This is a genomic window from Prauserella rugosa, from assembly GCF_000719975.1.
GTDB lineage: Bacteria > Actinomycetota > Actinomycetes > Mycobacteriales > Pseudonocardiaceae > Prauserella > Prauserella rugosa.
Window position 1 is genome coordinate 1 of sequence record NZ_JOIJ01000013.1, and the last position, 24259, is coordinate 24259.

The following is a 24259-nucleotide window of genomic DNA, read 5'->3' on the forward strand; positions in this document are numbered from 1 at the left end:
GTGGAAGTCCGGGTGGTTCGTGGGGTGACAACAACGATCCGACGTTCAATCCGTGGGTGAATGAGCCCTCGAGCGGCGCGGGCGGTGCTCCCGGTTCGGGCGGGAACGGTGGCGTTCCCGGTTCCGGCGGAGGTGCACCTGGTTCCAGTGGGTCGCCGGATGCCGGTGGGTCCCCGGGCGCCAGCGGTTCCGGCGGTGGCGTGCCCGGTTCGGGCGGGGCCCCGGGCGCCGGTGGTGCTCCCGGCTCCGGCGGGGTCTCTCCGGACACGACGCCTGACTCGCCGGGTGGTTCGATCTCGAGCGCGCTCGACGGCGGAGGAACGCCCGGTGACCGGTCGCCGGAGACCTCGCCCGATGTGAACGAACGGCCTGGCCAAGGCGGTAATCAGGGCGAGAACGGCAACCAGGGCGAGAACGGCAACCAGGGCGAGAACGGCAACCAGGGCGAGAACGGTGGCCAGGGCAACCAGGGCGAGAACGGTGGCCAGGGCGAGAGCGGCGGCAAGGCGGATTCGTGGTTCCGCGACAGCCCCGGTAAGACCCGGGACATGTTCGTCGAGGCGGCGAAGCTTCGCGACCCGTCGATCGATCCCCACGAGCTCGCCAGGTTCGAGCGGAAGGTCGATCAGATCGTGAACATGACTCCGGAGGGGCTCAAGAAGATCTTCCCTGCCGAGAGCCACCACCACATCGACCGCTTCGAGGACATCGCACGGACGCTCACCGATTTCACCCACAACACAGGAGCGACGATCACGAAGAGCTCGCTCGACTTCATCCGGTTCGGCATGATTCCCGCCATGGACAATGGCGGTGTCTTCCCGGAGGAATGGCGAGGCGACAACGTGTGACCGCGGTGCTGCGGGCCCACCGTGACAGGGGCTCGCAGCACCGTTCGTGACCTATCGCGACAGGCGGGGCAGGGTGCCGATCACCTGCCCCGCCTGTCCTTTTTGTCCATACCGCGACGGTCGCGGCGGGGTGGATCGGTCCCCGTGCTGGTCGTGACGCGACGGTTCTGCCACAGTGTCGGCTGTATGGACCACGAAGCATCTCCCTCGACCGGACGTGCGGAAACGGCCCTGCCGCTGCGGGTGCTCGCCATCGCCGCCGTCATCGCGACGCCGTTGATCGCCGTTCTCCTGCGGGTGCCGACTGCGCAGGCGCTGTGGGCCCTGGGCGGCGGCAGTGTCCGCGGGCTCGTGCTCGTGGTGTGTGTGCTGGCTGCCGTGGCGTTGCCGATGGTGTACGCCATTCACCGCATCGCAGCGAGGTTCGGCGACGCATGGTGGCTGCTGGGTGTGGTGCCCGGGCTGATCGCGAGTGCGCTCGTGGTCCTGCTGCCGGAGCGCACGCATGTCGAGGACGTCGTCCGCGACATGCAGATCGGCCCGTCGGCGGGCGCAGCCGGGGCGGTGCTGCCGACGACCCTCATCACGCTGACGGTCCTGTTCGTCTCGGCGGCCTACGTGCTGGGTGTACTCCGGGACACGCGGGACACTCCGCGCGGCGGGTGGCGCACCCTCGGCATCGCCCACGTGGTCGTGTGGATCGTGCTGACCGCTGGACTGGTGCTGCTCGCCGGCTGACCGGTCTCCGGGTTCTGACGTCTCGCCGCGCGGCCACCTTCCCGGTGAACAGGGGCTCAGGCTTCGCGTTCCAGGTAGGCCTTGGCGCGGCGGATCTCGTCCTCGACTTCGGCCTGCAGGCGTCGGCGGAACAGCGGTTCGGCGACCGGGCGCACCGGAGCCGTGAAGTCGAACTGGAGGATGCGCGTCACGTGGCAGCCCTCGTCCGCCGGTCTGCATTCGACGCTCGCGCTGAAGCTCGCCATCCGGTGCGCGATCCGGTTGCGCGGCAAGGGCTCCAGGCCGATGTCGATCCGATTCCCGGTGCGTCGCAGGTACTGGACGACCTTCGGCTGACGTAGACCGACCAGCTTGGGTCGGCAGGCGAAGGTCACGGTGTCGCCGTCGCGTTCGGACCACAACACCGGCCGGATCTTCTTGTCGACCTCGGTGGCGTATCGGTCGATGTCCAGCACGAACTCGAGAAACCGCTCGGGCGGCACCCGGACGGTCTCCTCGACGTGTGCGGTGACCATGGTCGGAACGGTACCGCCGCTGCGACGTGCGTCAACGGAGAATCCATATCTCGGACGTCGCTGCCGGTCATGCGGGGATGCCGCCCTGGTGTTCCTCATTGCTCTTCGTCAGCAAGAACGTGATGAACGTGCCCGCGAGGGTTACCGCAAGTTCGGCGTACGGTTTTGGGACGTCGACCACATCGCGCCCCTGCCCGTGGCGGCCGTTTCGGTTGCCGATGAACGGAAGCGCCATGAGCACGTTTTCGGGGAAACCACGTCGAGCTGCTTCGGGGAGATCGTCGAAGTAACCGCGCTCGACGAGTTCCTGGCTCAGCTGTCTGGCGGTGCCTCGTGGTTCCCCGAGTACGGATTTCAACGTCGACTCGAACGCATTGCACGCGGCGCGGATGGCGCCCTTGGTGTCACCTGCGGACAGTCTGTCGCGAGCGGCTTGAAATTCCTCGAGCGGACCCGTAAAGCGCGCGTCCGCGAGCAGTCCCAGCGCGCGTTCGGCTTGCTGCTCCAGGATCTCCGACTCGGATCGTCGGTATCCGTCTTCGCCGAGCCGCCAAGGGTAGCGGTGGTGGGTGAAGACAGCGTTCAGTTCGCCGAGTACTCGCTGGCCCCGTTCGCAGTCGATGGAGGACAGGCGTCGCACGAAGATCTGGATCAGATCCAGGACGTTGGCTCGTGCTCCCGATTCGATCGCCAGGTGAGCATTGTCGACGGGCCGGAAATCGTTCTCGTCGGCGACGAAGGCGGACAGTTGCTTACCGGTCTCCGTGCGGAAGATCTCGGGAAGATCGCCGAGCAGTGATCCTCCCTGAGGGGAACCATAATGGTGGTCGTGCCGACGAAACAGTTCCAGGATATCGGTGCGCATGGGCTGGGTCAGCGTGTGCGCAAAATTCTTATCCGCTTTGAGTTCCTGGGCGTACTGTCGCGAGAAGAGCGGCATGCCATCACGGTAGCCACAGTGGCGGGACTCTCGGAACGTTCATGATCCGGTCAGCGCAACCCCTGTACATGCGGTGATGTGTGACTGCGCCCGATCGGGTCCATGGCCTGCGGGTGAGCGTCGAGCACTCCCTGTGGTCGTCACGGAGTGTGCGGCCACAGCAGGCCGCTTCCACGTCGAGTGGACAACTCACGCGAATCCGACACATCTCGCCTTTACGTCACACCTGGCATCCTTGTTGAAAATTCAACCTGAAAGGCTGTCATCGTCGTGTACTCGCGCATCCAGGACGTCGCCGCGCTCGTCGGGCGGATCGGCATCGCCGTCGTCTTCTTCGCCCACGGCCTCGAGAAGTGGAATTCCGGCATCGACGCGACCGCCGACATGCTCGGCGGCGTGGGCATCCCGCTGCCGACCCTCGCCGCGATCTTCCTCATCGCCGTCGAGGTCGTCGGCCCGATCCTGTTCGTCGTCGGGCTCGTCACGCCGCTGGTCGGCATCGGCTTCGCGATCTCGGGCCTCGGCGCCGTGTTCAGCGTGCACCTCGAGGCCGGGCTCACCGGCGAGGGCGGCTACGAACTCGTGCTCGTCCTGGCCCTCGCCGGCCTCGCGTTGGGCTTCAACAGCGGACGCCTCGCCCTAGACCACGTGCTGTTCGGCCGCAGGAAGAAGGCCGAGGAACCGGTCAGCTGAGGTCCACGGTGGTGCGCTCGGCGGTGCGATGCGCGTCGAGCTTGGCCGGGTTCGACACCTGCACCACGTGCGCACCCACCGACAGCGGCGCGACGAACGCGTCCAGCACACCGTCGGGCAGGGTCCACGCGCGCGTCGACAGCACGCGGTCGCCGGCACCGATGCCAAGCTCGTCGGCGCGCGCACGGGCGCGGGCCAGCACGTCGTCGACGTCGGCGTCCAGCAGTGCAGGGGTGTCGCCGGGGGCGGGGATGATCGGCGTGAAGTCGTCGCCTGCCGTGCGCGCCTCCGACAGGTAGTCGAACGCACCGCCGGGGGCGCCCTGCGGGCCCAGTCCGCGGCCGAGCGGGTCCAGCGCCACGACCGCGGTGTCGTCGGCGATGCCGGTCGCACCGCCCGGGCCGATGAACGACACCCGCGCGCCGTCGGCCGAGGTCACCACGTGACCACCGCACCACCACGTGCCGAGCAGGACGCCCGCGGTCTGCCAGTGCGCGGGCAGGTCGACGTGCACCGGGTCGCCCGGCTCGACGTCGAACTCCTCGACCAGCCAGTTCGCCGTCTTCGCCGCCCAGTTGGTCAGGGTCGCCACCGACAGTTCGACCCGGCTGCCCAACGCGTCGTCGTAGTGCGTCACCGCCGGACGGGCCGATGAGGACAGCAGGGGGCGCAGCAACCGATCAGTAAGACTCACACCGCGATTGTCCTAGTTGACGCACGGCACGTCGGTGCGGGCCTGGGTGAGCGCGGGCCCGCCCTGTGGTGCACCACCTCCGCCACGTGCGCCCTCGTCGGCCTGGCTCCGCTGGCCGTGTGCCAGGCCGCGGATGAACGACCGGACCTCCTCCAGGTCGACCGTCACGATGCTCTGGCCGTCGTCGCTGCGCGCGGCGATGTCGCGCACCGGGATCGTCTCGAAGTCCAGACCGCCGCCGACGAGCTCGTTCGCCTGCTGCGCGAAGCCCAGTACGTCGAGATCGGGGTCCAGCACCAGTGACCGGCGCACCGTCTCGATGAGGTCGGACAGCTTGTTCGGATCGGTCAACGTGCCGGTCGACAGCGTCTTGTTCAGCGCCGACGACAGGAACGTGTGCTGCCGGACGATGCGGTCGAGGTCACCGTTCGGCAGGTTCTTGCGCTGGCGGACGAACGACAGCGCCTCGCCGCCCGACACGGTCTGCACTCCTGCGGCGAAGTCCGCACCGGAGTCCTTGTCCTGCGTCGGTGCGTTCAGGCACACCTCCACGCCGCCGATCGACTCGGTCAGCATGTAGAAGCCGAGCAGGTTGATCTCGGCGTAGTGGTCGATGTGCACCTGCGTGAAGTCCTGGAGCGTGCGGACCAGTGCCCGCCTGCCCGCCTGGTTCGAATCACGTTCCAGCCGCGCGCGGTCCGACACGCCCTCACTCTGCAGCCGGGCCCACTCCTTGTTCTTCGCGGTCCCGTACACCGAGTTGATCTTGTCCTTGCCGCCGCCGGGCACGTCGACCCACGTGTCACGGGGGATCGACACGCCCACCGGGTCGCTTCCGTCCTTCGGGATGCGCAGGATGATCATCGTGTCGGTGTTGAGGTCGTCGGTGCTCTCGGTGCGCAGCGCCTTCAACACGTCCAGCGGCAGTGGGTTGCCCTGCATGTCGGTGCGCGAGTCGGAGCCGACCAGCAGGATGTCGGTCGCGGCGTCCTCCTCCGGCGGGGCGGGTGGCAGCTCGTCGTCCCCGCCACCGGAGTAGCCCCACTCGTCCAGCGCGTCAGTGGTCTCCAGTGCGTCGTGCAGCTGGTCGAGCCGCGCGTAGGCGTACCCCGTGACGACGAGGGCCACGACCGACAGCAGCGTCACCAGTGTGCGGCTCACGGCACGCCCGGTCCGGCGCAGCCGGCTCGGCGCCGGGTCAGCCACTGTGCCGGCCGTGGTGGCGGCCGCACCGCCGCCGGTCCGCGGGTACGGCGTCGGACGGGGCGTGCCCACCCGTTGCGGCGTCGCGGCGCCCGCCGCGGCTGTCTGCGTCTCCACGGTCGGGGCCGGGGCCGCGTTGTCCAGAGTCGCGTTGTCCGGAGCTGCGGTGTCCGGAGCCGCGTTGTCCGGAGTTGTAGTGCCGGGGGCTGCTGCGGCCGGGGTCGTCTCGTCTACCGGGCGTTCTTGGTCGCCGGGGCCGTCCGCGGAGGCGCTTTCCGGCGTGTCACTTTCCGACGTGTCGCTGTCGGGGGAAACGCCGTCCGGGGTGCCGGACGCGTCGGAGGTCTCGCGTGCGCCCCCCGTCTGCGGCTGTTCGGTCTCTTCGGAGCCCGGGATCTCCGCATCCCGCTGCTCGCGCTCGTCCACGCGGCCCCTCCCCATCCGGCGTGTGCTGCTCAGGCCCGTCCCCAGCCTAGTTCACGCAGGGGATGTCACCTGCGGTGATGGGGTCGTCCGGCGCATCGGATTCGTCCGTTCGCGTCTCGGCCCCGGTGTCGGGCTCCGGCGTGTTCTGTACCGGTGCCTGTGCGGCCGCCGGAACCACGGAGGTGACCCCCGATTCGTCACCGCCGCCCGGCTCACCGGGGGAGAAGCCGGGGCCGACGTGGACGTCGATCCGGCCCTGCGGAACGTCGGCGTCCTCCTGAACCTCGACGTCGGTGCCGAGCGCGTCGGCGGCGGCCTGTCCCGCGTCCTCCTCGCCGGGGGCGTGCCGGACGACGCTTTCCTGGCCACCGTCCACTATGGCCGAGCCTTCACCCTGGAATCCCTTGTCGGACAACAGGCTCCGCACCTCGTCACCGAGTGCGGGATCGCCCGATCCGTTGTAGACGTCCACGGTGTAGTCGCCGGGCTCGACATGCGACCGGTCGTCGTCGCGAGGGGTGCCGACGATGTCGTCGACGAACTCCCGCACCTCGTCGACGTCGACCTCGAGCGCGGAGGCGCTGCCGAACTGCGCCGCGCCCACCACCGGAATGGTGCGGAACTCCACCTGTCCCGCCGACAGGCCACGCATCTGTGCGGCGAACTGCATCAGGTCCCAGTCCTCCGACAGCACCACCGACTTCTGCACCGATCGGACCACCTCACGGAGCGTGCCGGGGTCGAACAGCACGTCGGGCGAGAGCATCTTCTGCACCAGACCCGACAGGAAGGCCTGCTGGCGGGCGATCCGGTCGAGGTCGTAGTTCGGCAGTCCGTAGCGTTGGCGGACGAACGCGAGTGCCTGCGCCCCCTTGAGGGTGTGCTTGCCCGCCTTCAGGTTCACGCCGGAGCGCTCCTCGTGGACGTCGTTCTTCAGGCAGACGTCGACGCCGCCGATCGCCGTGGTGATCTCGTAGAAGCTCGCCAGGTTCACCTCGGCGTAGCGGTCGATCATGCCGGGCCGGTCGATGAGCTTCTCCACGGCGCGGATCAGGTTCTTCCTGCCTTCGACCTTGGCCTCGTTGTCGATCTCGTCGGCGTCCTTGTCACCGGCCTGGTGCAGCTGCCTGGACGTGTAGTTGTAGGCGCGACTGAACGCGCTGTTGAGCTTGTTGGTGCCGTATCCGTCGGGGAGTTCGACCCAGGCGTCGCGGGGGAACGAGATCGCCACGGCGCCGCGCCCGTCCTGCGGGATGTGCACCAGAATCATCGTGTCGGTCTGCCGCTCGCCGTCGGCCTCGCCCGCGTGCAGCTTGTCGAGCACCTCACGGGGCAGCGGATTGCCCTGGGCGTCGGTGCGGCTGTCCTGGCCGACGAGCAGGATGTCGATCGCGCCGTCGAGCGGTTCGGCAGCCATCGTGTCGTCGCCGAACACGTCCGTCGTGGTCAGTCCCGAATTGACGTCGCCGATGAACTGCCAGCCGTACCACGACAGCACCAGCACGGCCACCGACAGCAGGGCGACGATCGTCTTGCCGCCCCGCCTCGCCCACATGGCCGTACCCCGTCCACCGGCACGCGAGTCCCCTTCGTCCGGCGTACTGGGGCGTCTCCTCCGCTGACGACGCTGTCGGCGAGAGCCGGCCACGACCGCTGTCCCCGGCCAGTCGGTCACCTGTCGCTCCTCCCAGATGGCTGCCTCCTTTCACAGTACTGATCGCGGTGTGTAACGCTTGCCCCAGACGCCGCAGCGTTGCAGCGTTGTTGCGTTTTCCCCTTCTTTTGGAGGGTTTGGATCGGCCTGCGGGCGTCACGGGAGGAAACACATGCGGGTGCTCGTCACCGGAGGTGCCGGGTTCATCGGTTCGCACTTCGTGCGGCAGACCCTCGGCGGCGCGTACCCTGCCCTGGCCGACGCCGAGGTCGTCGTCCTCGACAAGCTGACGTACGCGGGCAACCAGGCGAATCTGGACCCGGTCGCCGACAGCCCCAGATTGCGGTTCGTGCGCGGCGACATCTGCGACGCCGGTGTGGTCACCGACGTCATGCGGGGCGTCGACCTGGTTGTCCACTTCGCAGCCGAGTCCCATGTGGATCGCTCCATCGCCGGATCTGCCGACTTCGTGCTCACCAACGTCGCCGGCACCCAGACGCTGCTGCAGGCCGCACTCGACGCCGGCGTCACGAAGTTCGTGCACGTGTCCACCGACGAGGTCTACGGATCGATCGAGGAGGGTTCGTGGCCCGAGGACCACGTCCTGGAGCCCAACTCGCCGTACTCGGCTTCGAAGGCGTCGTCGGACCTGATCGCGCGCTCGTTCCACCGCACCTACGGTCTGCCGGTATGTGTCACGCGGTGTTCGAACAACTACGGTCCGTATCAGTTTCCGGAGAAGGTCATCCCGCTGTTCGTGACGAACCTGCTCGACGGCCTGCAGGTTCCGCTGTACGGCGACGGACTCAACGTCCGTGACTGGCTGCACGTCGACGATCACTGTCACGGCATCGCCCTCGTCGCCGAGTCCGGCCGCGCCGGCGAGATCTACAACATCGGCGGCGGCACGGAGCTGACCAACCGGGAGCTGACCGAACGCCTGCTCAGCGCCGTCGGTGTGGGCTGGGAGATGGTGCGGCCGGTCGAGGACCGCAAGGGTCACGACCGCAGATACTCCGTCGACATCACCAAAATCAGTAGCGAACTGGGTTATCGTCCTCGCATCGACTTCGAGACCGGGCTCGCCGAGACCGTGCGGTGGTACGCCGACAACCGCGCGTGGTGGGAACCGCTGAAGAACCGGTGAGGCACTGGTGTGGTGCCGGTGCTGTGCTGGTGTTGTGTCGGGTGTGGTGCCGGCTCGGCCCGCGTCCCGTGGTCGCACTCGTGTCGTCGTCGCTGATGAGGTGATCGGATGAGCCGCCTCGCCGTGCTCGTACCCGGGGGATCGGGCCAGCTCGGGAAGGATCTGTCCGCCGTTGGGGCCGAGCGGGACGCCGCGGTGCGGGCCACCTCCTCGTCCGAACTCGACATCACCAGAGCGGGCGCCGTGCTCGAAGGCGTCACCGAACTGGTCGAGACCGCACGCGCGGAGGGGCGGACGCCGGTCGTGATCAATGCGGCGGCGTACACGGCCGTCGACGCGGCGGAGGACGACGAGCACCGCGCGTTCGCGGTGAACGCGGACGGCCCGCGTGTGCTGGCGGCGGTCTGTTCCTCGCGGCGGGTTCCGTTGATCCACGTGTCGACCGATTATGTGTTCGCCGGTGACGCCACGACGCCCTATGAGCCGGATGCGCCGCTGGGGCCGCGCAGCGCCTACGGGAGGACGAAGGCGGCGGGCGAGGACGCCGTGCTGGGCTCCGGTGCTTCCGCGTGGGTCGTGCGTACCGCGTGGGTCTACGGCGAGGGTGGGTCGAACTTCGTCCGGACCATGGCGCGGCTTGCTTCGGAGGGTGTCGATCCGTCCGTTGTGGATGATCAGCGGGGTAGTCCGACGTGGACCGTGGACCTCGCGTCGGGGCTGCTGGAGCTGGCGTCGGTGATCGCAGCCGGGGACGGGCCGCGGCGGCGGGTGCTGCACTGCACCGGCGGCGGGGAGACGACGTGGTACGAGTTCGCGCGGGCGGTGTTCGAGGAGGTCGGCGCCGACCCGGACCGTGTGTCGCCGTGCACGACCGCGGAGTTTCCGCGCCCCGCGCCGAGGCCGGCGTACTCGGTGCTGTCGAACGCGTCGTGGCGCGAGGCCGGCCTGACCCCGCTCCGCCCGTGGCGCGATGCCCTGTCGGCGTTCGTCCGTGCCGGGAAGAACTCCCTCGTCGACTCGTAACCGAAGGCCGAACCGCGTGTTGCGTTCTCAGGGGCGCGTGTTGCGCCCTCGGGGTGGCGTGTTGCGTCCTCAGGGGTGCGTGTTGCGCGCTTGGGGGCTCGTGTTGCGGTCTTAGGGGCTTGTGTTGCTGTGGGTTCGGTACTCCGGACGCTGGGCCTCGGTTCAGGCCGCCACGTCTCCGCGGACGTGAATCGACAACACGGCACCCTGGATCCGCAACACGGGCTCCCGAATCGACAACACGGGTCCCTGGATCCGCAACACGCGCACCCGAGACCGCAACACGCGGCCCCGGGGTCGCAACACGGGACGTTAATGGGTTCCGGCGGCTGTTCGGTAGGCGGAGAGGGTGGCCTCCGCGCAGCGGAGCCAGGTGAAGTTGCCCGCGTGGGCGCGGCGGGTGGCGGCCGTCGAGGCGGCGTTCGGCTCCTCCACCGCGGCGCGCAGCTCACGCGTGAGGGTCTCCACGTCGCCGTAGGGCACCAGGTGCGCCAGACCGCCCGACACCTCCCGCAGCGCGGGCACGTCCGTGCACACCACGGGGGTGTCGCAGGCCATCGCCTCGAGCACGGGCAACCCGAAGCCTTCGTCCCGCGACGGCAGCACGAGCGCCGACGCGCCCGCCACCACGCGCTGCAGGTCGCCGTCGGACAGGTACCCCACGTGGTGTCGCCGCTCGCCCCGCGGGAACGAGCCGGGCCCTGCGAACACGAGGGGAGGCAGCTCGGGGTCCGCGGCGTGGGCGCGCAGCAGCCAGTCCAGTCCCTTGCGCGGGCCGGGTGCACCCGCGAACAGCAGATACCGCGACGGAAGGCCGAGTCGCGTGCGGGTCCGCGTGCTCGGCGGACGTCCGGTGAACCAGCCCGCGTCGACCCCGAGCGGCGTGACGTGGATCTTGTCGCGGTCGACGTCGAGACGTTCGGCCACGGCGTCGGCCACCGCGTGGGTGGGCGTGCAGATCACGTGCGCCCGCTCGGCACCGCGCCGCACGAGCTGGGGCAGCTCGGCGTCGCTCGGCGCGAGCTCGTCGGGTGCGTCGAGAAACGCCAGGTCGTGAATCGTCAGCACGCCCGCGCCGCGCCTGCTGGCGGGAAGGACGAAGTTCGTGCCGTGCACGACGTCGTAGCGGCCGGCGAACAGGCCGACGGGCGGGAACGACGAACGCACCCACATCTTCCGCAACGCGCGTGCGGCCACCGGCATCCCGCGCGCGGCCACGCCGTGGGGCAGGACCGTGCGTAGCTTGCGCCACCCGCGCAGTGTGAAGGCCACGGCACGCAGGTCGACCTCGTCGGGAAACGAGGCGAGCTGTTCCGACAGCGACGCGGTGTACCTGCCGATGCCCGTGCGGTTGCCGAGCAGCGGAGTGCCGTCGAGCAGTACCCGAAGTGGACGGCGGGTCCCACCGCGGTCAGCCACGGCGCAACCTCGTCCGCACGATCTTGCGCACCCGACCGGCGGCGCGCCGCGACAGTTCCGCGGGACCGCCGTCGGCCAGGTACTCCTTGACGAGGGCGACGTCGCGGCGCACCTTCTGAGCCCGGTTCAGCGGTGGCTCACGGGTGAGGTCCGCGGCGCCCGCGAGGCGGTCGGCCGCCGGGCGCGGGTCCCGGCAGAACCGCACCAGCGGCTCGAGCACGTTCGGCCACGTGTAGCGCTCGGCGACCGCGGCGATCCGTTCCCGGCAGCCGTCGGCGAACTCGGTGTCGTACAGGCACTTCTCGAGTGCCTCGGCGAGTGCGTCCCGGTCCTCGGCAGGGACGACGACCCCGAGCCGTTCCTCGCGCACCAGGTCGGCGAACGCGTCCCCGTCGGTGGTGATGATCGGCAGGCCGGCCCACAGGTAGTCCAGGACGCGGGTGCGGAACGCGAACGTGGTCTCGATGTGCTCGAAGTGGGTGGTGACGCCGCAGTCGGCGTCGAGCAGCCAGTTCTGCCGATCGTCGTAGGGCACCCACTGTTCGTTGAAGAACACGTGCTTGCCGGTGAGGCCCAGCGAGTCCGACAGTCGCATCGTCCGCGCCCCGATGTCCATTTCGGTCACCTCGGGGTTGGGGTGTTTCATGCCGAGGAACACCAGCCGCAGGTCGTCGTGGCGGGTGCTGACCTGCTCGACCGCGCGCACGAGCGTGAGCGGGTCGAACCAGCTGTACACACCGCCCGCCCACAGCACGACTCGGTCGCTTTCGGACAGTCCCAGGGTCGGCCGAAGTCCCGGTCCGGTGCGCCGCGGTCCGCGTGCCGACAGTCCGAACGGGACGACCGAAAGCAGCGACTGCATGGTCGGATCGGCGTCGTACAACCGCGGCGTGAGCCTGCCCGTCGCGGCGAGGTGGCCCAGCCACAGGTGCCGTTGCCGCTCCGAGGCGCAGAGGAAGAAGTCGCCGCGCTGCAGCTGGGCCTCCAGTACGCGCGTGACGCCTTCGAGATCGGCCGCGCGCCGGTCGTCCGGCACGTCCTTGGTCTGCTCGAGCAGCTCCAGGTGCATCGGGTCGTACAGGTCGCACACGACGATCTTGTGGGAGTACTCGGCGGTCAGCGCGGGCGCCATCTCGAGGACGTGCCCCTGCAGCACGACGATGTCGGCCCACTCGACGGGTTCGGTCAGGTCGCGCCTGCGTGCGGCACTCACGGGGAACGGCGCGGGCGGGGGATCGGCGAGCGGGTTGACGGTGACCAGGCGGACGTCGTGTTCGCCGGAGAGCACCTCGGCGATGTTCCACGCACGAATCGCGGGGCCGGCCATGCGTTCGGTGATGGCGTCACCGGTCAGGACCAGGATCTTGCGGCGCCTGCCGAATGCGCGGTCGATGCCGAAGGCCTCGACGAGGATGTCGTGGGCCGCGAGGTAGCTCGGGAGCGGGTAGGCCGGCTCCAATGCGTTGCGCAGCAGCGGAAGCAAGTCCGCGTCGGTGCGGACGCGGGCGGCCTGCTCGGTGGCGCGGGCCTCGGCCAGCGCGGGCAGCAGCTCGACGAACCGGTCGATGGCGAGCACGCCGGCCAGCGTGCTGCGCGGTACCGGGACCGGGGTGGTGTCGGCGGGCCCCGTGCCGTGTTCGAGGTCGAGCTGGTTCGGGTCGAGCTCGCCGCGCGCCGTGGCGCGGCGCACGGCCAGCGCGAGTGCGGCGGGCAGTGCCGAGGCGAGTGTCTCGTCGGAGGCGTTCTTGTACAGCGCGGCCAGCGCGTTGCGCTCGAGCAGGAACGTCTCCCGGCCGCTGTCCGGCGTGTCCACTTCGGACATCGTCGCGTGGTGGCGGTGGTAGGTCAGCGACTCGGGCACGTACCGCACTCGCCAGCCGCGCAGGTTGAGCCGCCACCCCAGGTCGACGTCCTCGTAGAACATGAAGAAGCGTTCGTCGAACCCGCCGAGCTCGGCGAACACCGACGCGCGCACGAACATCGCCGAGCCCGTGGCGAACAGGACGTCCTTGGCCACCTCGTGCTCGCCGGCAGGGACGTCGGCGATCGGGCCGCCCGCGTGCCGCTTGTAGCCCATGCCGAACCACGTCAGTCCGGCGTCGACGAAATCGGTGCCAGAGCCCTCCCAGTCGAGGACCTTGCTGGCGACCGCGCCGACGGTCGGGTCGCCGCGCAACGTGGCGACGGCGGCCTCGACCCAGCCGGGTGCGGGACGTGCGTCGTTGTTGAGCAGCGCCAGCACCGTGCCGCTCGCCTCGCGGGCGCCGAGGTTGCAGCCGCCCGCGAACCCGAGGTTGCTCTCCGAGGTGATCAGCCGAACGTTCGGTGCCGCCTCGCGGATGCGCGCCACGTCGTCGCCACCGGAGGCGTTGTCGACGCAGATGATCTCGAGGTGCGGGTAGTCGTGGTCGGCGAGCGCGCGCAGGCACGTGATCGTGTCGTCGGCACCGCGGTAGTTCACGACGATGACCGAGACCAGCGGCTGCGACGAGGCCTGCTGACTCACGGGCGCTCCTTCCCCTCGGCCGCCTCAGCTTATCCGGAGGCCCAGCGCTGCCAGACCACGGCTCGGCCGACGACGCCGCGCCGCGTGACGGCCCTGCGGGTGCGGTACACCCACGGCAGTCGGCGGCCGACGGAGGCGAGTACGCCCAGTCGCAGCCGGACCGCGAAGTTGGGCGCGTCCGGTCGGCTCCTCCGCAGCGGCAGGAGCGCGGTGAGAGCCGCGAACCGCGCGAGCTCGCGCAGTGCAACGGGCGCCGGTGCGCAGCGCAGCAGCGTGAGCAGGCGGTTGCGCTCGTTCCAGCGGTGGAACGACGCCGAACCGGGGCGCGAACTGGCGCCGTGCAGGTGGCGGACGTCGACCGCGGCGACCGCCACGTCCCAGCCGGCCAGGCGCAGCCGCCACGACGTGTCGGTGTCCTCGTAGTAGCAGAAGAACTCGGCCGGCACACCGCCCACGTCGCGCAGGGCCGTGGTGCGCAACAGGGCCGCGCCGCCGCAGAATCCGAACGCGGCGGACCCGTCCGTGCGGTCGTAGCCGTGACCGTCGGCGCTGAGGCCCACCCCGGTGGACTGGACGCCGCCGTCGGGCCGCACCAGGCGCGAGGTGACGGCGGCGACGTCCGGGCCCATCGCCTTCTCCAGGCTGTCCAGCCAGTGGGGTGGTGGCACCGCGTCGTCGTTCAGCCACGCCACGAAGTCGGTCGTAACCGCGGGCAGTGCGGCCGCGATTCCGCCCGCGTAGCCGGTGTTGACGTCGAGCCGGAGTACCTCGGGCCTGCTCGGATGCTCGGCGAGCACGCGAGCGGTGCCGTCGTCGGAGGCGTTGTCCACCACGAGCGTCCGATGTGGACGTGTCTGGGCGGCCAGGCCGTCGAGGCATGCGGCGAGGTGGTCGGCGCCGCGCCACGTCACGACGACGACGGTGGTGGCTGGCCGGGCGGGCATGGTCCGAAACTACAGCGTGCGGGACGCGGCGGTCTCGGGTGCAGAATGACCGCCGTGCGGGAGTTGACGGTCGTCGCCGAGCAGGTGCTGGCGCCGGTGCCGGGCGGGACGGGCCGGTACACGGCGGAACTGCTGCGCGCGCTGGCCGAGACCGCCCCCGAGGGCTGGTGCGTACGTGGCGTCGTCGCACGGCACGCCGACGTCGGACCCGCCGAGACCGCGGGGGTGCGCGGGCCGCGGGTGCTGCCCGTCTCACGCCGGGTGCTGACCGAACTGTGGCGGCGCGGCCTGCCGTGGTGGCCGGGCGGGGACGCCGTCCACGCGCCCACGCCGCTGGCACCGCCGCGTGCACCGAGCGGGCGGACGCTGTCGGTGACGGTGCACGACACGGTCCCGTGGTCGCATCCGGAGACGCTGACGCCCAGGGGAGTGGCGTGGCACCGGGCGGCGATCGCCACCGCGGCGCGGCGGGCGGACGCCGTCGTGGTGCCGACACGGGCGGTCGCCGACGAGCTCGCCACCCACGTCCCGGTGACCGCCCCCGTGCACGTCGTCGGCCACGGAACGACCGCCTGGCCCGAGGCCGAGCCGATTGCCGAGCCGGTGGGCACGTCGGGGCCCTACGTCCTCGCGGTCGGGACCCTCGAGCCGCGCAAGGGCATCGACGTGCTGATCAGGGCCATGGCCGAAGTGCCGGGTGCCGTCCTGGTGCTCGCGGGGCAGCCGGGGTGGGGTGGACTGGACCCCGAGGCGATCGCCGAGCGGTCCGGACTGCCCACCGACCGGCTCCGCGTGCTCGGCAGGGTCACCGATGCGCAGCTGGCGGGTCTGCTGCGCGGTGCGGCCGTCGTGGCGGTGCCCAGCCTGGCCGAGGGGTTCGGACTTCCGGTGCTCGAGGCCATGGCCGAGGGCGTGCCCGTGGTGCATTCGGACGCTCCCGCGCTGGTCGAGGTCGCCGGCGGTGCGGGCGTGTGCGTGCCGAGGGGAGACGCCGCGGCCTTGGCGTCGGCGCTGCGAGGCGTCCTGTCCGGTCCGGACCGCGCGCGGATGGCCGACGCGGGCCGGGCGAGGGCACGGGAGTTCACGTGGACGTCGGCCGCGCGGGCGGTGTGGCGGTTGCACGTCCCCTGACCGGGCTGTGACGTTTCGCGAAGTTCGGCGAACCCGCACCACGGACCTTCGGCGGGGTCGTACCCTGCTCGGGTGGCCGATCCCCGAGTTCTGATCGACGCCACCGCTGTGCCTGCCGACCGCGGTGGCGTGGGCAGGTATGTCGACTCGCTCGTCGCCGCGCTCGACGCCGACGGCGCCGCGATCTCCGTCGTGTGCCAACCGCGCGACGTCGAGCTGTACGCGGGTCTGGCCCCGCACGGGCGCATCGTGCCCGCCGCGGAATCGACCGCCACCCGCACCGCCCGGTTGACCTGGGAACAGACCACGCTGCCCCGGCTGGTGCGCAGACTCGGGGTCGATGTCGTGCACTCGCCGCACTACACGATGCCGCTGGCCAGCAGGGCCGCCTCGGTGGTGACGCTGCACGACGCGACCTTCTTCACCGACCCCGTGCTGCACTCCTCGGTGAAGGCCAGGTTCTTCCGCACGTGGACGCAGACGGCGCTGCGCAGGGCCGACGTGTGCATCGTGCCCAGCGAGGCGACCGCCCACGAACTCGAACGGGTGGCCCAGACCGGGCCGGCCCACGTCGAGGTCGTCCACCACGGCGTGGACGAGGAGCGGTTCCACGTGCCCTCACCCGAGGAGATGCGGGCGGCCAGGGCGGCGATCGGCGTGGGATCGACGCCGTACGTCGCGTTCCTCGGTGCGCTCGAACCGCGGAAGAACGTGCCCGCGCTCATCCGCGGGTTCGCCCGCGCGGTCGCCGACCTGTCCGAACCTCCCGCGCTCGTGCTCGCCGGCCAGCCGGGATGGGACCGGCAGGTGGAGGCCGCGCTGGAATCCGTGCCGTATCGGCTACGCGTGATCAGGGCGGGGTATCTGCCGTTCGACACCCTGTCGGGATTCCTCGGGAGCAGCGAACTCGTGGCGTATCCGAGTCTCGGCGAGGGATTCGGACTGCCGGTGCTGGAGGCCATGGCCTCGGGTGCGTGCGTGCTGACGACGCGCCGGTTGGCGCTGCCGGAGGTCGGCGGCGACGCGGTCGCCTACTGCGGCGTCGGCGCGGGCGACGTGGCGGCCGCACTGAGGGAACTGCTCGACGACCCGGCCCGCCGATCGAGGCTGGCGTCGGCGGCACAGCGCAGGGCGAAGGACTTCTCCTGGTGCGCGACCGCGGAGGGCCACCGCGAGGCCTACGCGAAAGCCGCCCACGCAGCGAGAGCCGCCGCCTGAGCGCCCGTGTTGCGCCCTCAGGGGCCCGTGTTGCGCTTCCTGGGGTCCGTGTCGCGTCCCCAGGGGTCCGTGTTGCGGATCCAGGGCGTCCAGGGACATCCGGGGCCATCCGGGGCGGCCGGCCGTGCGGGTGCAGAATGTCGGCGTGACCGAGCCGAAGACCTACGGCGACGGGGTCGCCGTGGTGACCGTGACGTACTCCCCGGGCGCGACGCTCGAGCGATTCCTCGACACGCTCGCCACCGCGACCGACCGCGACGTGCCCGTCGTCCTCGCCGACAACGGGTCGGTCGACGGTGCCCCGGAGAAGGCGGCCGAACGTGCCGACGTCCGGCTCGTGCCGATGGGCGACAACCTCGGCTACGGGGCCGCGGCCAACCGTGGCGTGGCCGAGCTCGGCGACGACATCGGCTGGGTCGTCGTCGCCAACCCCGACCTCGAATGGGACCCGGGTTCGCTCGACGCGCTGCTGGCGGTCGCCGAACGGTGGCCACGCGGCGGTGCGTTCGGCCCCCTGATCCGCGAACCCGACGGGTCCGTGTACCCCTCGGCGCGGCTGCTGCCTTCGCCGGGCAGGGGCATCGGCCACGCCGTGTTCGGCAAGATCTGGCCGGGCAACCCGTGGACGCGCGCGTACCGCCAGGAGACCGCCGCCCCGACCGAACGGACGGCGGGCTGGCTGTCCGGCTCGTGCCAGCTGTTCCGCCGCGAGGCGTTCGACTCGGTCGACGGTTTCGACCCGCGGTACTTCATGTACTTCGAGGACGTCGACCTGGGCGATCGCATGACCAGGGCGGGCTGGCTCAACGTCTACGCCCCGTCGGCCGCGGTGATGCACATCGGCGGGGAGTCGACGTCGAAGGCGTCGGCGACCATGCTCGCGGTGCACCACGACAGCGCCTACCGGTATCTGGCCGACCGCCACCGCGGGCTCCGGTGGAAGCCGTTCCTGGCCGTGGTGAAGCTCGGCCTGAAACTGCGCCTCAAACTCGAGACCCGCGGCGGCTGAACGGCCCGGTCATTCCCAGCGGAACAGGCGCGCCGACACCAGTCCGGCGACGACCGTGACGCCCCCGAGCGCGCCCACCTGACCTGCGTTCATCGGCTCGCCGAGCCACGCGGCGAGCATCGACTCGAGACCCGCGCCGAACGGCAGGTACTGCCCGGCGGTGGCCAGGGCGTCCGGCAGGTTTGCGGTGTTACCGAAGCCGCCGCCGAGCGCCATGATCGCGAAGAACGCCACGAGCCCGATCGCCAGCGCCGCGTTGGGCGTGGGCGAGACGGCGGCGATCAGCATGCCGACGGCGAACATCGCGGCCGTCGTCGCGACGAACGCCGCCACGAGCGCCAGCGGTGCGGCCGGCGGCGCGACGTCGAACATCATCGCCGCGACCACGAGCACCAGCACCACCCCGGCCAGCGTCTGCAGCAGGCCGACGACCACCTGCGCGACCAGCACCATCGACGGACTCGCGGGCGTGACCGCCAGTCGTCGCAGGATCTTGTAGCGACGATAGGTCGCCAGGAACGACGGCATGTTGATCACGCCGACGATCGCGACCACCATGACCATCGCCATCGGAAGCAGGAACGCGGTCTGCTGCGTCATGCCACCCAGGCCGGGGGCGGTGGGCGAGTCACCACCGCCGTTCATCACCATGATCAGCAGCGGCATCCCCAGCGGGATGAGCAAGCCCGCCGTGTCGCGGCGGACCATGCGGCCCTCGTGTGCCGTCAGTGCCAGCCAGGCGCGCGGGCCCGGACCGGTGCGGGGAATCGCCACCTGCGCGGTGTGATCGGTCATCGTCGCGGCTCCTCGTCGTCGGTCATCGCCAGGAAGGCCTCGTCGAGCGAGGCGTCGGATTCGCCGTGGGTGCGGGCGACCAGGCCCGCGGGCGTGTCCAGTGCCGCGATCCGCCCGCCGTCGAACACGGCGATGCGATCGCAGAGGTGCTTGGCCTCGTCCATGAAGTGGGTGACGAGCAGGATCGTCACGCCCGCCGAGCGCACCTGTTCGATCAGCTCCCAGGTGTCCCTGCGCGCCCGCGGGTCGAGGCCCGTGGTGAGCTCGTCGAGAACCGCGACGCGCGGCTTGCCGACGAGTGCCAGCGCGATCGACAGTCGCTGCACCTGGCCGCCGGAGAGGTCGTCGACGAACGTGTCGCGCTTGTGGTCGAGGCCGAGATCGGCCAGCAACCGGTGCGGGTCGTGCCCGTCGGCGTAGAACGAGCGATACAGCCGCACGAGCTCGCCGACCGTCGCCTTGTCCGGCAGGGTGCCTTCCTGCAGCTGCACGCCGAGGACGTTGCGCAGGGCCTTGCGGTCGCGGACCGGATCGAGCCCGAGCACCCGCACCGATCCGGAGTCGGGTCTGCGCAGGCCCTCGATGATCTCGACGGTCGTCGTCTTGCCTGCCCCGTTCCTGCCCAGCACGCCGAAGATCTCGCCGTGTTCGACGGTGAAGCTGACCCCGTCGACGGCGACGGTCTCGCCGTAACGCTTGCGGACGTCCTCCACCTCGATGACGGCCATGTCGCTCCCCTTTCCCTGGAAATCCCTGTGCACGGCAACCTAGGGACGGCGCGGCCTGCGTGTCGTCTGCCGAACGTCACGGCTCGCGGGCATGACTTTCGGCAGATGCCGGGGCGGGCGCGGCACTTCTAGACTCGGCGGATGAGGAAGGAACGCCTCGAGATCTGGATGGCGCTGGCCGGGTTGGCGATCTACCTCGTCGTCGGTGTGCCGGTCGTGGTCGTCGAGTTCACCAGCGGCGACGCGACGCGGGGACCGTTCTGGGTGTGGCTGTTGTGCTACGTCGGCTATCTCGCCGCGATGGTGGCCGTCCCGACGGCGGATCGCGGGCCCCGGCGCGTGAACCCGGCCGTCTTCGCCGCGCTCGCCGTGGTCTGCGGGGCCGCGACGGTGCTGCTCGCGGGCAACCACGGCGTGACACCGATCCTGCTCGTGTTCGCCGCGGCACTGGCGGCGCAGTTCCTGTCGGTGCGGGTCGCCGTCGGCATCGTCGCGGTCAACACGGCCGTCGTGGCGACGGCGGTGTTCTCGCACGGCCTCGGCTGGCCGGACGTGCTGCTCACCACCGCCCTCTACGCCGTGCTTCAGGTGCTGTACCTGTTCACCGCCTGGACCGAACGCCGGGAACAGGTGGCCAACGAGAACCTCGCGGTGGCCCACGCCGAGCTGCGCAGCGCCACCGCACTGCTCGCCGAGTCGAGCCAGGCGCAGGAGCGGCTCCGGATCGCGCGGGAACTGCACGACCTGTTGGGGCACAAGCTCTCCGCGCTGGCGTTGAACCTTGAAACGGCCAACCACCGGGTACGGGGCGAGGCTTCCGCGGACGTCGAACGCTCCCGCCTGCTGGCGAAGGAACTGCTCGCCGACGTCCGTTCCACGGTGGGCGATCTGCGGTCGCGGCCCCCGGAACTGCGTACCGCCCTCGACACGATCGTCCGCGACCTGCCGCGCCCGCGCGGACACCTCACCGTGGCCGACGACGTGGAGGTCGACGAACGGTGCATCACCGTGCTGATCCGATGCGTGCAGGAGATCGTCACCAACGCCATCCGGCATTCGGGGGCGGAGAACCTGTGGATCGACGTCCGCACGCGCGACGGCGGCGGGGTCGAACTCCACGCCAGGGACGACGGCAGGGGGACCGCCGCACTGCGACTCGGCCACGGGCTCACCGGCCTGCGGGAACGTGCCGAGGAACTCGGCGGCGAGGTGTCGTTCGACGGCCGCGGCGGCTTCGCGGTACGGCTCGAACTGCCGCCGGCGGCCGTCCCGGTGGCGGTCTCATGATCCGCGTGTGCGTGGCCGACGACCAGACACTCGTGCGGCAGGGCGTGCTCAGCCTGCTCGGCCTGTCGGAGGACGTGACCGTGGTGGCGGAGGCGGCCGACGGTGATGAGGCGCTGGACGTCCTGACCCGCGACGCCCCCGACGTCCTGCTGCTCGACCTGCGGATGCCGGGGCGCGACGGCATCGCCACGTTGGAGGCGATGCGGCAGCGTGGCCTCGACGTGCCCGTGCTCGTGCTGACCACCTTCGACGACGACGAGCTCGTGCTCAAGGCCCTGCGTGCGGGTGCGCGCGGCTACCTGCTCAAGGATGTGACGCTCGAGCAGCTCGTGCACGCGATCCGCACCCTTGCCCGTGGCGGATCGCTGGTGCAGCCCGCGCTCACCGAGCGGCTGCTGCGTGCGGTCGAGGTGGCCGACGACGTGCCCGACTTCGACGACCTGCCCGCACCCGAACCGCTGACCGAACGCGAACTCGACGTCCTGCGCCTACTCGCGGGCGGCTTCAACAACCGGGAGATCGCCGACGCGGTGGGCCTGGCCGAGGGGACCGTCAAGAACCACGTGTCGAACGTGCTGATGAAGCTCTACGTGCGCGACCGCACCAGGGCGGTACTTCGGGCACTCCACCTTGGCCTGCTGAGCAGACCATGAGAACCCGTGTTGCGCTCTCGGGAGCCCGTGTTGCGGTTTCAGAACCCGGTGTTGCGGATCCAGGGGCTTCCGGCGTGGTCACAGACCTTCGAGGCGGCGGGCGAGCTCGGACTGGCCCGTGGTCTGAACCTTCGTGGTCGGGACGAAGCCGTCGGAATCCGGCTCGTTCCGGTCGCCGCGTTGGTCGGCGGCCGGCTTCTGCACGGGAGCACCGGTGAACGTCATGTCGGCGGGGGCGTCCGGTGTGTCGAGCGGCTGGGTGCGCGCCGAGGACTGGGCCGCGGATCCGTCGGCCTGTGGCGTGGCCAACGGCACCGTGGGTGCGGGCTGCGACAGGTGGCTCTCGTCGTTGCGCTCGATGACCGACGTCGGCACCTTGGCCGTCGTGTCCGGGTCCTGCTCGGCGTCCGCGACCACGGACGAGGGGATGACCTGCGTATCGGCGGAGTCCATCGGTGACTCCATGTTGTCCGGCGTCACCACGCCCTTGCGCTGCTGCGCCCGAGCGAGTACGGCGTCCGCCCGATCGCGGGGATCCATGCCCACGTCCTCCCCGATACTTGCCCCGGCCCTCTCCCGGAAGGCCGCCGGATTCTGCGTCTAGGGTAGGCCCTCCGGTCCGATACCGTCAGCGTTTCCCCCCGGTTTGTCGCCGGCAGGGCCATGAGAAAGGGTAGGTGCACGGAGAATGGCGTCCTCGTCCGGAGGCAGTGCGGTCGATGCCGTGGTGCTCGTCGGCGGTAAAGGCACCAGGCTGCGCCCGTTGACCCTGTCGGCACCCAAGCCGATGCTGCCCACCGCCGGCGTGCCGTTCCTGGCCCACCTGCTGTCGCGGATCCGTGCCGCGGGCATCGAACATGTGGTGCTCGGCACGTCCTACCAAGCGGAGGTGTTCGAGAAGCACTTCGGCGACGGCGCGGAGTTCGGCCTCGAGCTCGAGTACGTCGTCGAAGACCAGCCGCTCGACACCGGCGGCGCGATCCGCAACGTGTACGACCGGCTGCGCGCCGACGACGTGATGATCTTCAACGGCGACATCCTCTCCGGCACCGACATCGGCGCGCTGCTCGCCACCCACCGTCGCTCCGGCGCCGACGTGACCCTGCACCTGCAGCGGGTCGCCGACCCGAGTCGGTTCGGCTCCGTGCCCACGGACGCCGACGGCCGTGTGACGGCCTTCCTGGAGAAGACCCCGAATCCGCCGACCGACCAGGTCAACGCCGGGTGCTACGTGTTCCGCCGCGAGGTGGTGGGCGGCATCCCCGCGGGGCGGCGGGTGTCGGTCGAACGCGAGACGTTCCCCGGGCTGCTCGAGGCGGGCGCCCACGTGCACGGTTTCGTCGACGACTCGTACTGGCTCGACGTCGGCACCCCCGAGACGTTCGTGCGCGGCAGCGCCGACCTCGTGCAGGGCGCCGCGCCGACGTCGGCGTTGCCGGGACCTGCCGGCGGGGCGCTGCTGCTCACCGGTGCGTCCGTCGCCGACGACGCCGAGGTCACGGGCGGGACCACCGTCGGAGCCGACGCCGTTGTGCGTTCCGGTGCGCGCGTCGACGGGTCGGTGCTGTTCGACGGCGCGGTCGTCGAGCCGGGTGCCGTGGTCGAACGCTCCGTGCTGGGCGTGGGCTCGCGGGTCGGGGAGGGCGCCGTCCTGCGCGACGTGGTGCTGGGCGACGGCGCGAGCGTCGGCGCGGGGTGCGAACTGCTCGACGGTGCACGCGTGTGGCCCGACGTCGATCTGCCGCCCGGGGCTATCCGGTTCTCCAGCGATGCGTGAACGTCGCTGGCGGCCCGATTTCGAGGTCGACGTCGATGCGGTGCTCGCCCCACTGCGCCGAGGTCGCGGCGACCCGTGTTTCCAGTACGACGGCGGTATCTGGCTGACGGCGACCACGTCCGAGGGTTCGGCGACGCTGCGCGTGACCCGTGCCGGCGGCGAGGTCGTCGGCACGGCGTGGGGCGCGGGTGCCGACGTGGTGCTCGACGGGTTGCCCACGTTGCTGGGTGCGGCCGACGACGACTCCGGGTTCGTCGCCCACCACGACGCCGTCGCCCGCGCGCGGCGAAATCTGCCCGCGCTGCGGCTCGGTGCGACGGGCCGGGTGTGGGACGTGCTGGTACCCGCGGTGCTGGAGCAGAAGGTGACGGGGTACGAGGCGCGGCGCTCGTGGCGGGAGTTGTGCCGATGGTTCGGTGAACCCGCCCCCGGACCGGCTCCAGCCGGGATGCGCGTGCCGCCGACCGCCGAGTCCGTGTTGTCGATTGTGGACTGGAACTGGCACAAGGCCGGTGTGGATCTGGCGCGCCGCAGGGCATTGCGTGCCGCCGCGACGGTGGCGTCGCATGTGGAACGAGCGGCGACGTTGGGTGGCGCCGAGGGGCGACGTCTGCTGCGGACCGTGCCGGGGATCGGAGTCTGGACGGCCGCGGAGGTCGCCCAGCGGGCGTGGGGCGACCCGGACGCGGTGAGCTTCGGGGACTTCCACGTGCCCGCAGTGGTCGGACACGCGCTGATCGGCCGTGAACTCGACGACGCGGGCATGCACGAGGTGCTCGCCCCGTACGCCCCGCACCGCCACCGTGCCGTGCGCTACCTCGAAGCCGCAGGCCACACCCGGCCCCGTTATGGGCCCCGCTACCCGATCCGCGACTACCGAGCCATCTGAACCGGCGCGTGTTGCGGGT

At 70.7% G+C, this 24259-nt stretch carries 22 protein-coding genes and 1 pseudogene; 12 read left to right on the forward strand and 11 right to left on the reverse strand.

Going from position 1 to position 24259, the window contains the following annotated elements; translation table 11 throughout:
- Nucleotides 1-851: pseudogene (locus IF64_RS0117665) on the forward strand (hypothetical protein); the annotation flags it as partial.
- A gap of 186 nt (nucleotides 852-1037) precedes the next feature.
- Nucleotides 1038-1589, forward strand: a complete 552-nt coding sequence (locus tag IF64_RS0117670; RefSeq protein WP_030533244.1) for a hypothetical protein — start codon at nucleotides 1038-1040, stop codon at nucleotides 1587-1589.
- A 56-nt stretch (nucleotides 1590-1645) separates the two neighbouring features.
- On the opposite strand, the gene IF64_RS0117675 is transcribed toward IF64_RS0117670, so the two are convergent.
- Both IF64_RS0117675 and IF64_RS0117680 read right to left on the reverse strand, forming a co-directional pair.
- Nucleotides 1646-2104 (reverse strand): SRPBCC family protein, encoded by a 459-nt coding sequence (locus tag IF64_RS0117675; protein ID WP_030533245.1) that lies wholly within the window; start codon nucleotides 2102-2104, stop codon nucleotides 1646-1648.
- Nucleotides 2105-2171: 67 nt separating this feature from the next.
- Nucleotides 2172-3044 carry a hypothetical protein gene (locus IF64_RS0117680; protein ID WP_145600613.1) on the reverse strand — a complete coding sequence of 291 codons (873 nt, stop codon included), beginning with the start codon at nucleotides 3042-3044 and terminating at the stop codon, nucleotides 2172-2174.
- A gap of 270 nt (nucleotides 3045-3314) precedes the next feature.
- Here IF64_RS0117680 and IF64_RS0117685 point away from each other — a divergent pair, with 270 nt between their 5' ends.
- Nucleotides 3315-3737, forward strand: a complete 423-nt coding sequence (locus tag IF64_RS0117685) for a DoxX family protein (RefSeq protein WP_030533247.1) — start codon at nucleotides 3315-3317, stop codon at nucleotides 3735-3737.
- Here IF64_RS0117685 and IF64_RS0117690 read toward each other — a convergent pair.
- From IF64_RS0117690 to IF64_RS0117700, 3 genes are read right to left on the reverse strand one after another with little or no spacing between them, the layout of a single operon-like run.
- A complete protein-coding gene (locus tag IF64_RS0117690) occupies nucleotides 3730-4431 on the reverse strand; it encodes a TIGR03089 family protein (RefSeq protein ID WP_030533248.1) in 702 nt (233 codons plus the stop codon). The two genes, IF64_RS0117685 and IF64_RS0117690, sit on opposite strands and share 8 nt — an antisense overlap.
- A 12-nt stretch (nucleotides 4432-4443) precedes the next feature.
- Nucleotides 4444-6060, reverse strand: coding sequence for an LCP family protein (locus tag IF64_RS0117695; RefSeq protein WP_051757953.1), 1617 nt, complete (start codon nucleotides 6058-6060; stop codon nucleotides 4444-4446).
- A gap of 46 nt (nucleotides 6061-6106) precedes the next feature.
- Complete coding sequence (locus IF64_RS0117700) at nucleotides 6107-7615, reverse strand: LCP family protein (protein ID WP_051757954.1); 1509 nt, start codon at nucleotides 7613-7615, stop codon at nucleotides 6107-6109.
- A 271-nt stretch (nucleotides 7616-7886) separates the two neighbouring features.
- Here IF64_RS0117700 and rfbB point away from each other — a divergent pair, with 271 nt between their 5' ends.
- Together rfbB and rfbD are read left to right on the forward strand one after the other, a co-directional pair.
- Nucleotides 7887-8861 (forward strand): dTDP-glucose 4,6-dehydratase, encoded by a 975-nt coding sequence (gene rfbB / locus IF64_RS0117705; protein WP_030533251.1) that lies wholly within the window; start codon nucleotides 7887-7889, stop codon nucleotides 8859-8861.
- A 108-nt stretch (nucleotides 8862-8969) separates the two neighbouring features.
- Nucleotides 8970-9884, forward strand: a complete 915-nt coding sequence (gene rfbD / locus IF64_RS0117710; RefSeq protein WP_030533252.1) for a dTDP-4-dehydrorhamnose reductase — start codon at nucleotides 8970-8972, stop codon at nucleotides 9882-9884.
- A gap of 312 nt (nucleotides 9885-10196) precedes the next feature.
- Here rfbD and IF64_RS0117720 read toward each other — a convergent pair whose 3' ends face one another.
- From IF64_RS0117720 to IF64_RS0117730, 3 genes are read right to left on the reverse strand one after another with little or no spacing between them, the layout of a single operon-like run.
- Nucleotides 10197-11303, reverse strand: coding sequence for a glycosyltransferase family 4 protein (locus IF64_RS0117720; protein WP_030533253.1), 1107 nt, complete (start codon nucleotides 11301-11303; stop codon nucleotides 10197-10199).
- Entirely contained in the window at nucleotides 11296-13809 is a 2514-nt protein-coding gene (locus tag IF64_RS0117725) for a glycosyltransferase (protein WP_030533254.1), read from the reverse strand. The genes IF64_RS0117720 and IF64_RS0117725 overlap by 8 nt, the downstream gene beginning before the upstream one ends.
- 29 nt (nucleotides 13810-13838) lie before the next feature.
- A complete protein-coding gene (locus IF64_RS0117730; protein WP_030533255.1) occupies nucleotides 13839-14753 on the reverse strand; it encodes a glycosyltransferase family 2 protein in 915 nt (304 codons plus the stop codon).
- A 54-nt stretch (nucleotides 14754-14807) separates the two neighbouring features.
- On the opposite strand from IF64_RS0117730, the gene IF64_RS0117735 reads away from it, so the two are divergent.
- The 3 genes from IF64_RS0117735 (at nucleotide 14808) to IF64_RS0117745 (ending at nucleotide 18111) form a co-directional block, all read left to right on the forward strand.
- Complete coding sequence (locus IF64_RS0117735; protein ID WP_030533256.1) at nucleotides 14808-15884, forward strand: glycosyltransferase family 4 protein; 1077 nt, start codon at nucleotides 14808-14810, stop codon at nucleotides 15882-15884.
- 72 nt (nucleotides 15885-15956) lie between these two features.
- A complete protein-coding gene (locus IF64_RS0117740; RefSeq protein ID WP_030533257.1) occupies nucleotides 15957-17102 on the forward strand; it encodes a glycosyltransferase family 4 protein in 1146 nt (381 codons plus the stop codon).
- Nucleotides 17103-17247: 145 nt separating this feature from the next.
- On the forward strand, nucleotides 17248-18111 hold the full coding sequence (locus IF64_RS0117745) for a glycosyltransferase family 2 protein (RefSeq protein WP_211252609.1): 864 nt from the start codon (nucleotides 17248-17250) through the stop codon (nucleotides 18109-18111).
- 9 nt (nucleotides 18112-18120) lie between these two features.
- Here IF64_RS0117745 and IF64_RS0117750 read toward each other — a convergent pair whose 3' ends face one another.
- Together IF64_RS0117750 and IF64_RS0117755 are read right to left on the reverse strand one after the other, a co-directional pair.
- Nucleotides 18121-18906 carry an ABC transporter permease gene (locus IF64_RS0117750; protein ID WP_030533259.1) on the reverse strand — a complete coding sequence of 262 codons (786 nt, stop codon included), beginning with the start codon at nucleotides 18904-18906 and terminating at the stop codon, nucleotides 18121-18123.
- A complete protein-coding gene (locus IF64_RS0117755; RefSeq protein ID WP_030533260.1) occupies nucleotides 18903-19634 on the reverse strand; it encodes an ABC transporter ATP-binding protein in 732 nt (243 codons plus the stop codon). Before IF64_RS0117755 ends, IF64_RS0117750 begins: the two co-directional genes overlap by 4 nt.
- Before the next feature lie 141 nt (nucleotides 19635-19775).
- Between IF64_RS0117755 and IF64_RS0117760 the strand changes: the two genes are divergently transcribed.
- Nucleotides 19776-20921 (forward strand): sensor histidine kinase, encoded by a 1146-nt coding sequence (locus IF64_RS0117760; protein WP_030533261.1) that lies wholly within the window; start codon nucleotides 19776-19778, stop codon nucleotides 20919-20921.
- On the forward strand, nucleotides 20918-21574 hold the full coding sequence (locus IF64_RS0117765) for a response regulator (protein ID WP_030533262.1): 657 nt from the start codon (nucleotides 20918-20920) through the stop codon (nucleotides 21572-21574). The genes IF64_RS0117760 and IF64_RS0117765 overlap by 4 nt, the downstream gene beginning before the upstream one ends.
- 78 nt (nucleotides 21575-21652) lie before the next feature.
- On the opposite strand, the gene IF64_RS0117770 is transcribed toward IF64_RS0117765, so the two are convergent.
- Complete coding sequence (locus IF64_RS0117770; protein WP_030533263.1) at nucleotides 21653-22114, reverse strand: hypothetical protein; 462 nt, start codon at nucleotides 22112-22114, stop codon at nucleotides 21653-21655.
- Nucleotides 22115-22262: 148 nt separating this feature from the next.
- Here IF64_RS0117770 and manB point away from each other — a divergent pair, with 148 nt between their 5' ends.
- Both manB and IF64_RS0117780 read left to right on the forward strand, forming a co-directional pair.
- On the forward strand, nucleotides 22263-23351 hold the full coding sequence (manB, locus tag IF64_RS0117775; RefSeq protein ID WP_030533264.1) for a mannose-1-phosphate guanylyltransferase: 1089 nt from the start codon (nucleotides 22263-22265) through the stop codon (nucleotides 23349-23351).
- A complete protein-coding gene (locus IF64_RS0117780) occupies nucleotides 23344-24240 on the forward strand; it encodes a DNA-3-methyladenine glycosylase family protein (protein ID WP_030533265.1) in 897 nt (298 codons plus the stop codon). Before manB ends, IF64_RS0117780 begins: the two co-directional genes overlap by 8 nt.
- Nucleotides 24241-24259: the final 19 nt, after the last annotated feature.

Excerpts from the sequence above, each read along its gene's own strand:
- IF64_RS0117670 (WP_030533244.1), top strand. The coding sequence starts at position 1,038 with ATGGACCACGAAGCATCTCCCTCGACCGGACGTGCGGAAACGGCCCTG.
- IF64_RS0117675 (WP_030533245.1), bottom strand. The coding sequence starts at position 2,104 with ATGGTCACCGCACACGTCGAGGAGACCGTCCGGGTGCCGCCCGAGCGG.
- IF64_RS0117680 (WP_145600613.1), bottom strand. The coding sequence starts at position 3,044 with ATGCCGCTCTTCTCGCGACAGTACGCCCAGGAACTCAAAGCGGATAAG.
- IF64_RS0117700 (WP_051757954.1), bottom strand. The coding sequence starts at position 7,615 with ATGTGGGCGAGGCGGGGCGGCAAGACGATCGTCGCCCTGCTGTCGGTG.
- rfbB (WP_030533251.1), top strand. The coding sequence starts at position 7,887 with ATGCGGGTGCTCGTCACCGGAGGTGCCGGGTTCATCGGTTCGCACTTC.
- rfbD (WP_030533252.1), top strand. The coding sequence starts at position 8,970 with ATGAGCCGCCTCGCCGTGCTCGTACCCGGGGGATCGGGCCAGCTCGGG.
- IF64_RS0117730 (WP_030533255.1), bottom strand. The coding sequence starts at position 14,753 with ATGCCCGCCCGGCCAGCCACCACCGTCGTCGTCGTGACGTGGCGCGGC.
- IF64_RS0117750 (WP_030533259.1), bottom strand. The coding sequence starts at position 18,906 with ATGACCGATCACACCGCGCAGGTGGCGATTCCCCGCACCGGTCCGGGC.
- IF64_RS0117755 (WP_030533260.1), bottom strand. The coding sequence starts at position 19,634 with ATGGCCGTCATCGAGGTGGAGGACGTCCGCAAGCGTTACGGCGAGACC.
- IF64_RS0117760 (WP_030533261.1), top strand. The coding sequence starts at position 19,776 with ATGAGGAAGGAACGCCTCGAGATCTGGATGGCGCTGGCCGGGTTGGCG.
- IF64_RS0117765 (WP_030533262.1), top strand. The coding sequence starts at position 20,918 with ATGATCCGCGTGTGCGTGGCCGACGACCAGACACTCGTGCGGCAGGGC.
- IF64_RS0117770 (WP_030533263.1), bottom strand. The coding sequence starts at position 22,114 with ATGGATCCCCGCGATCGGGCGGACGCCGTACTCGCTCGGGCGCAGCAG.
- manB (WP_030533264.1), top strand. The coding sequence starts at position 22,263 with ATGGCGTCCTCGTCCGGAGGCAGTGCGGTCGATGCCGTGGTGCTCGTC.
- IF64_RS0117780 (WP_030533265.1), top strand. The coding sequence starts at position 23,344 with ATGCGTGAACGTCGCTGGCGGCCCGATTTCGAGGTCGACGTCGATGCG.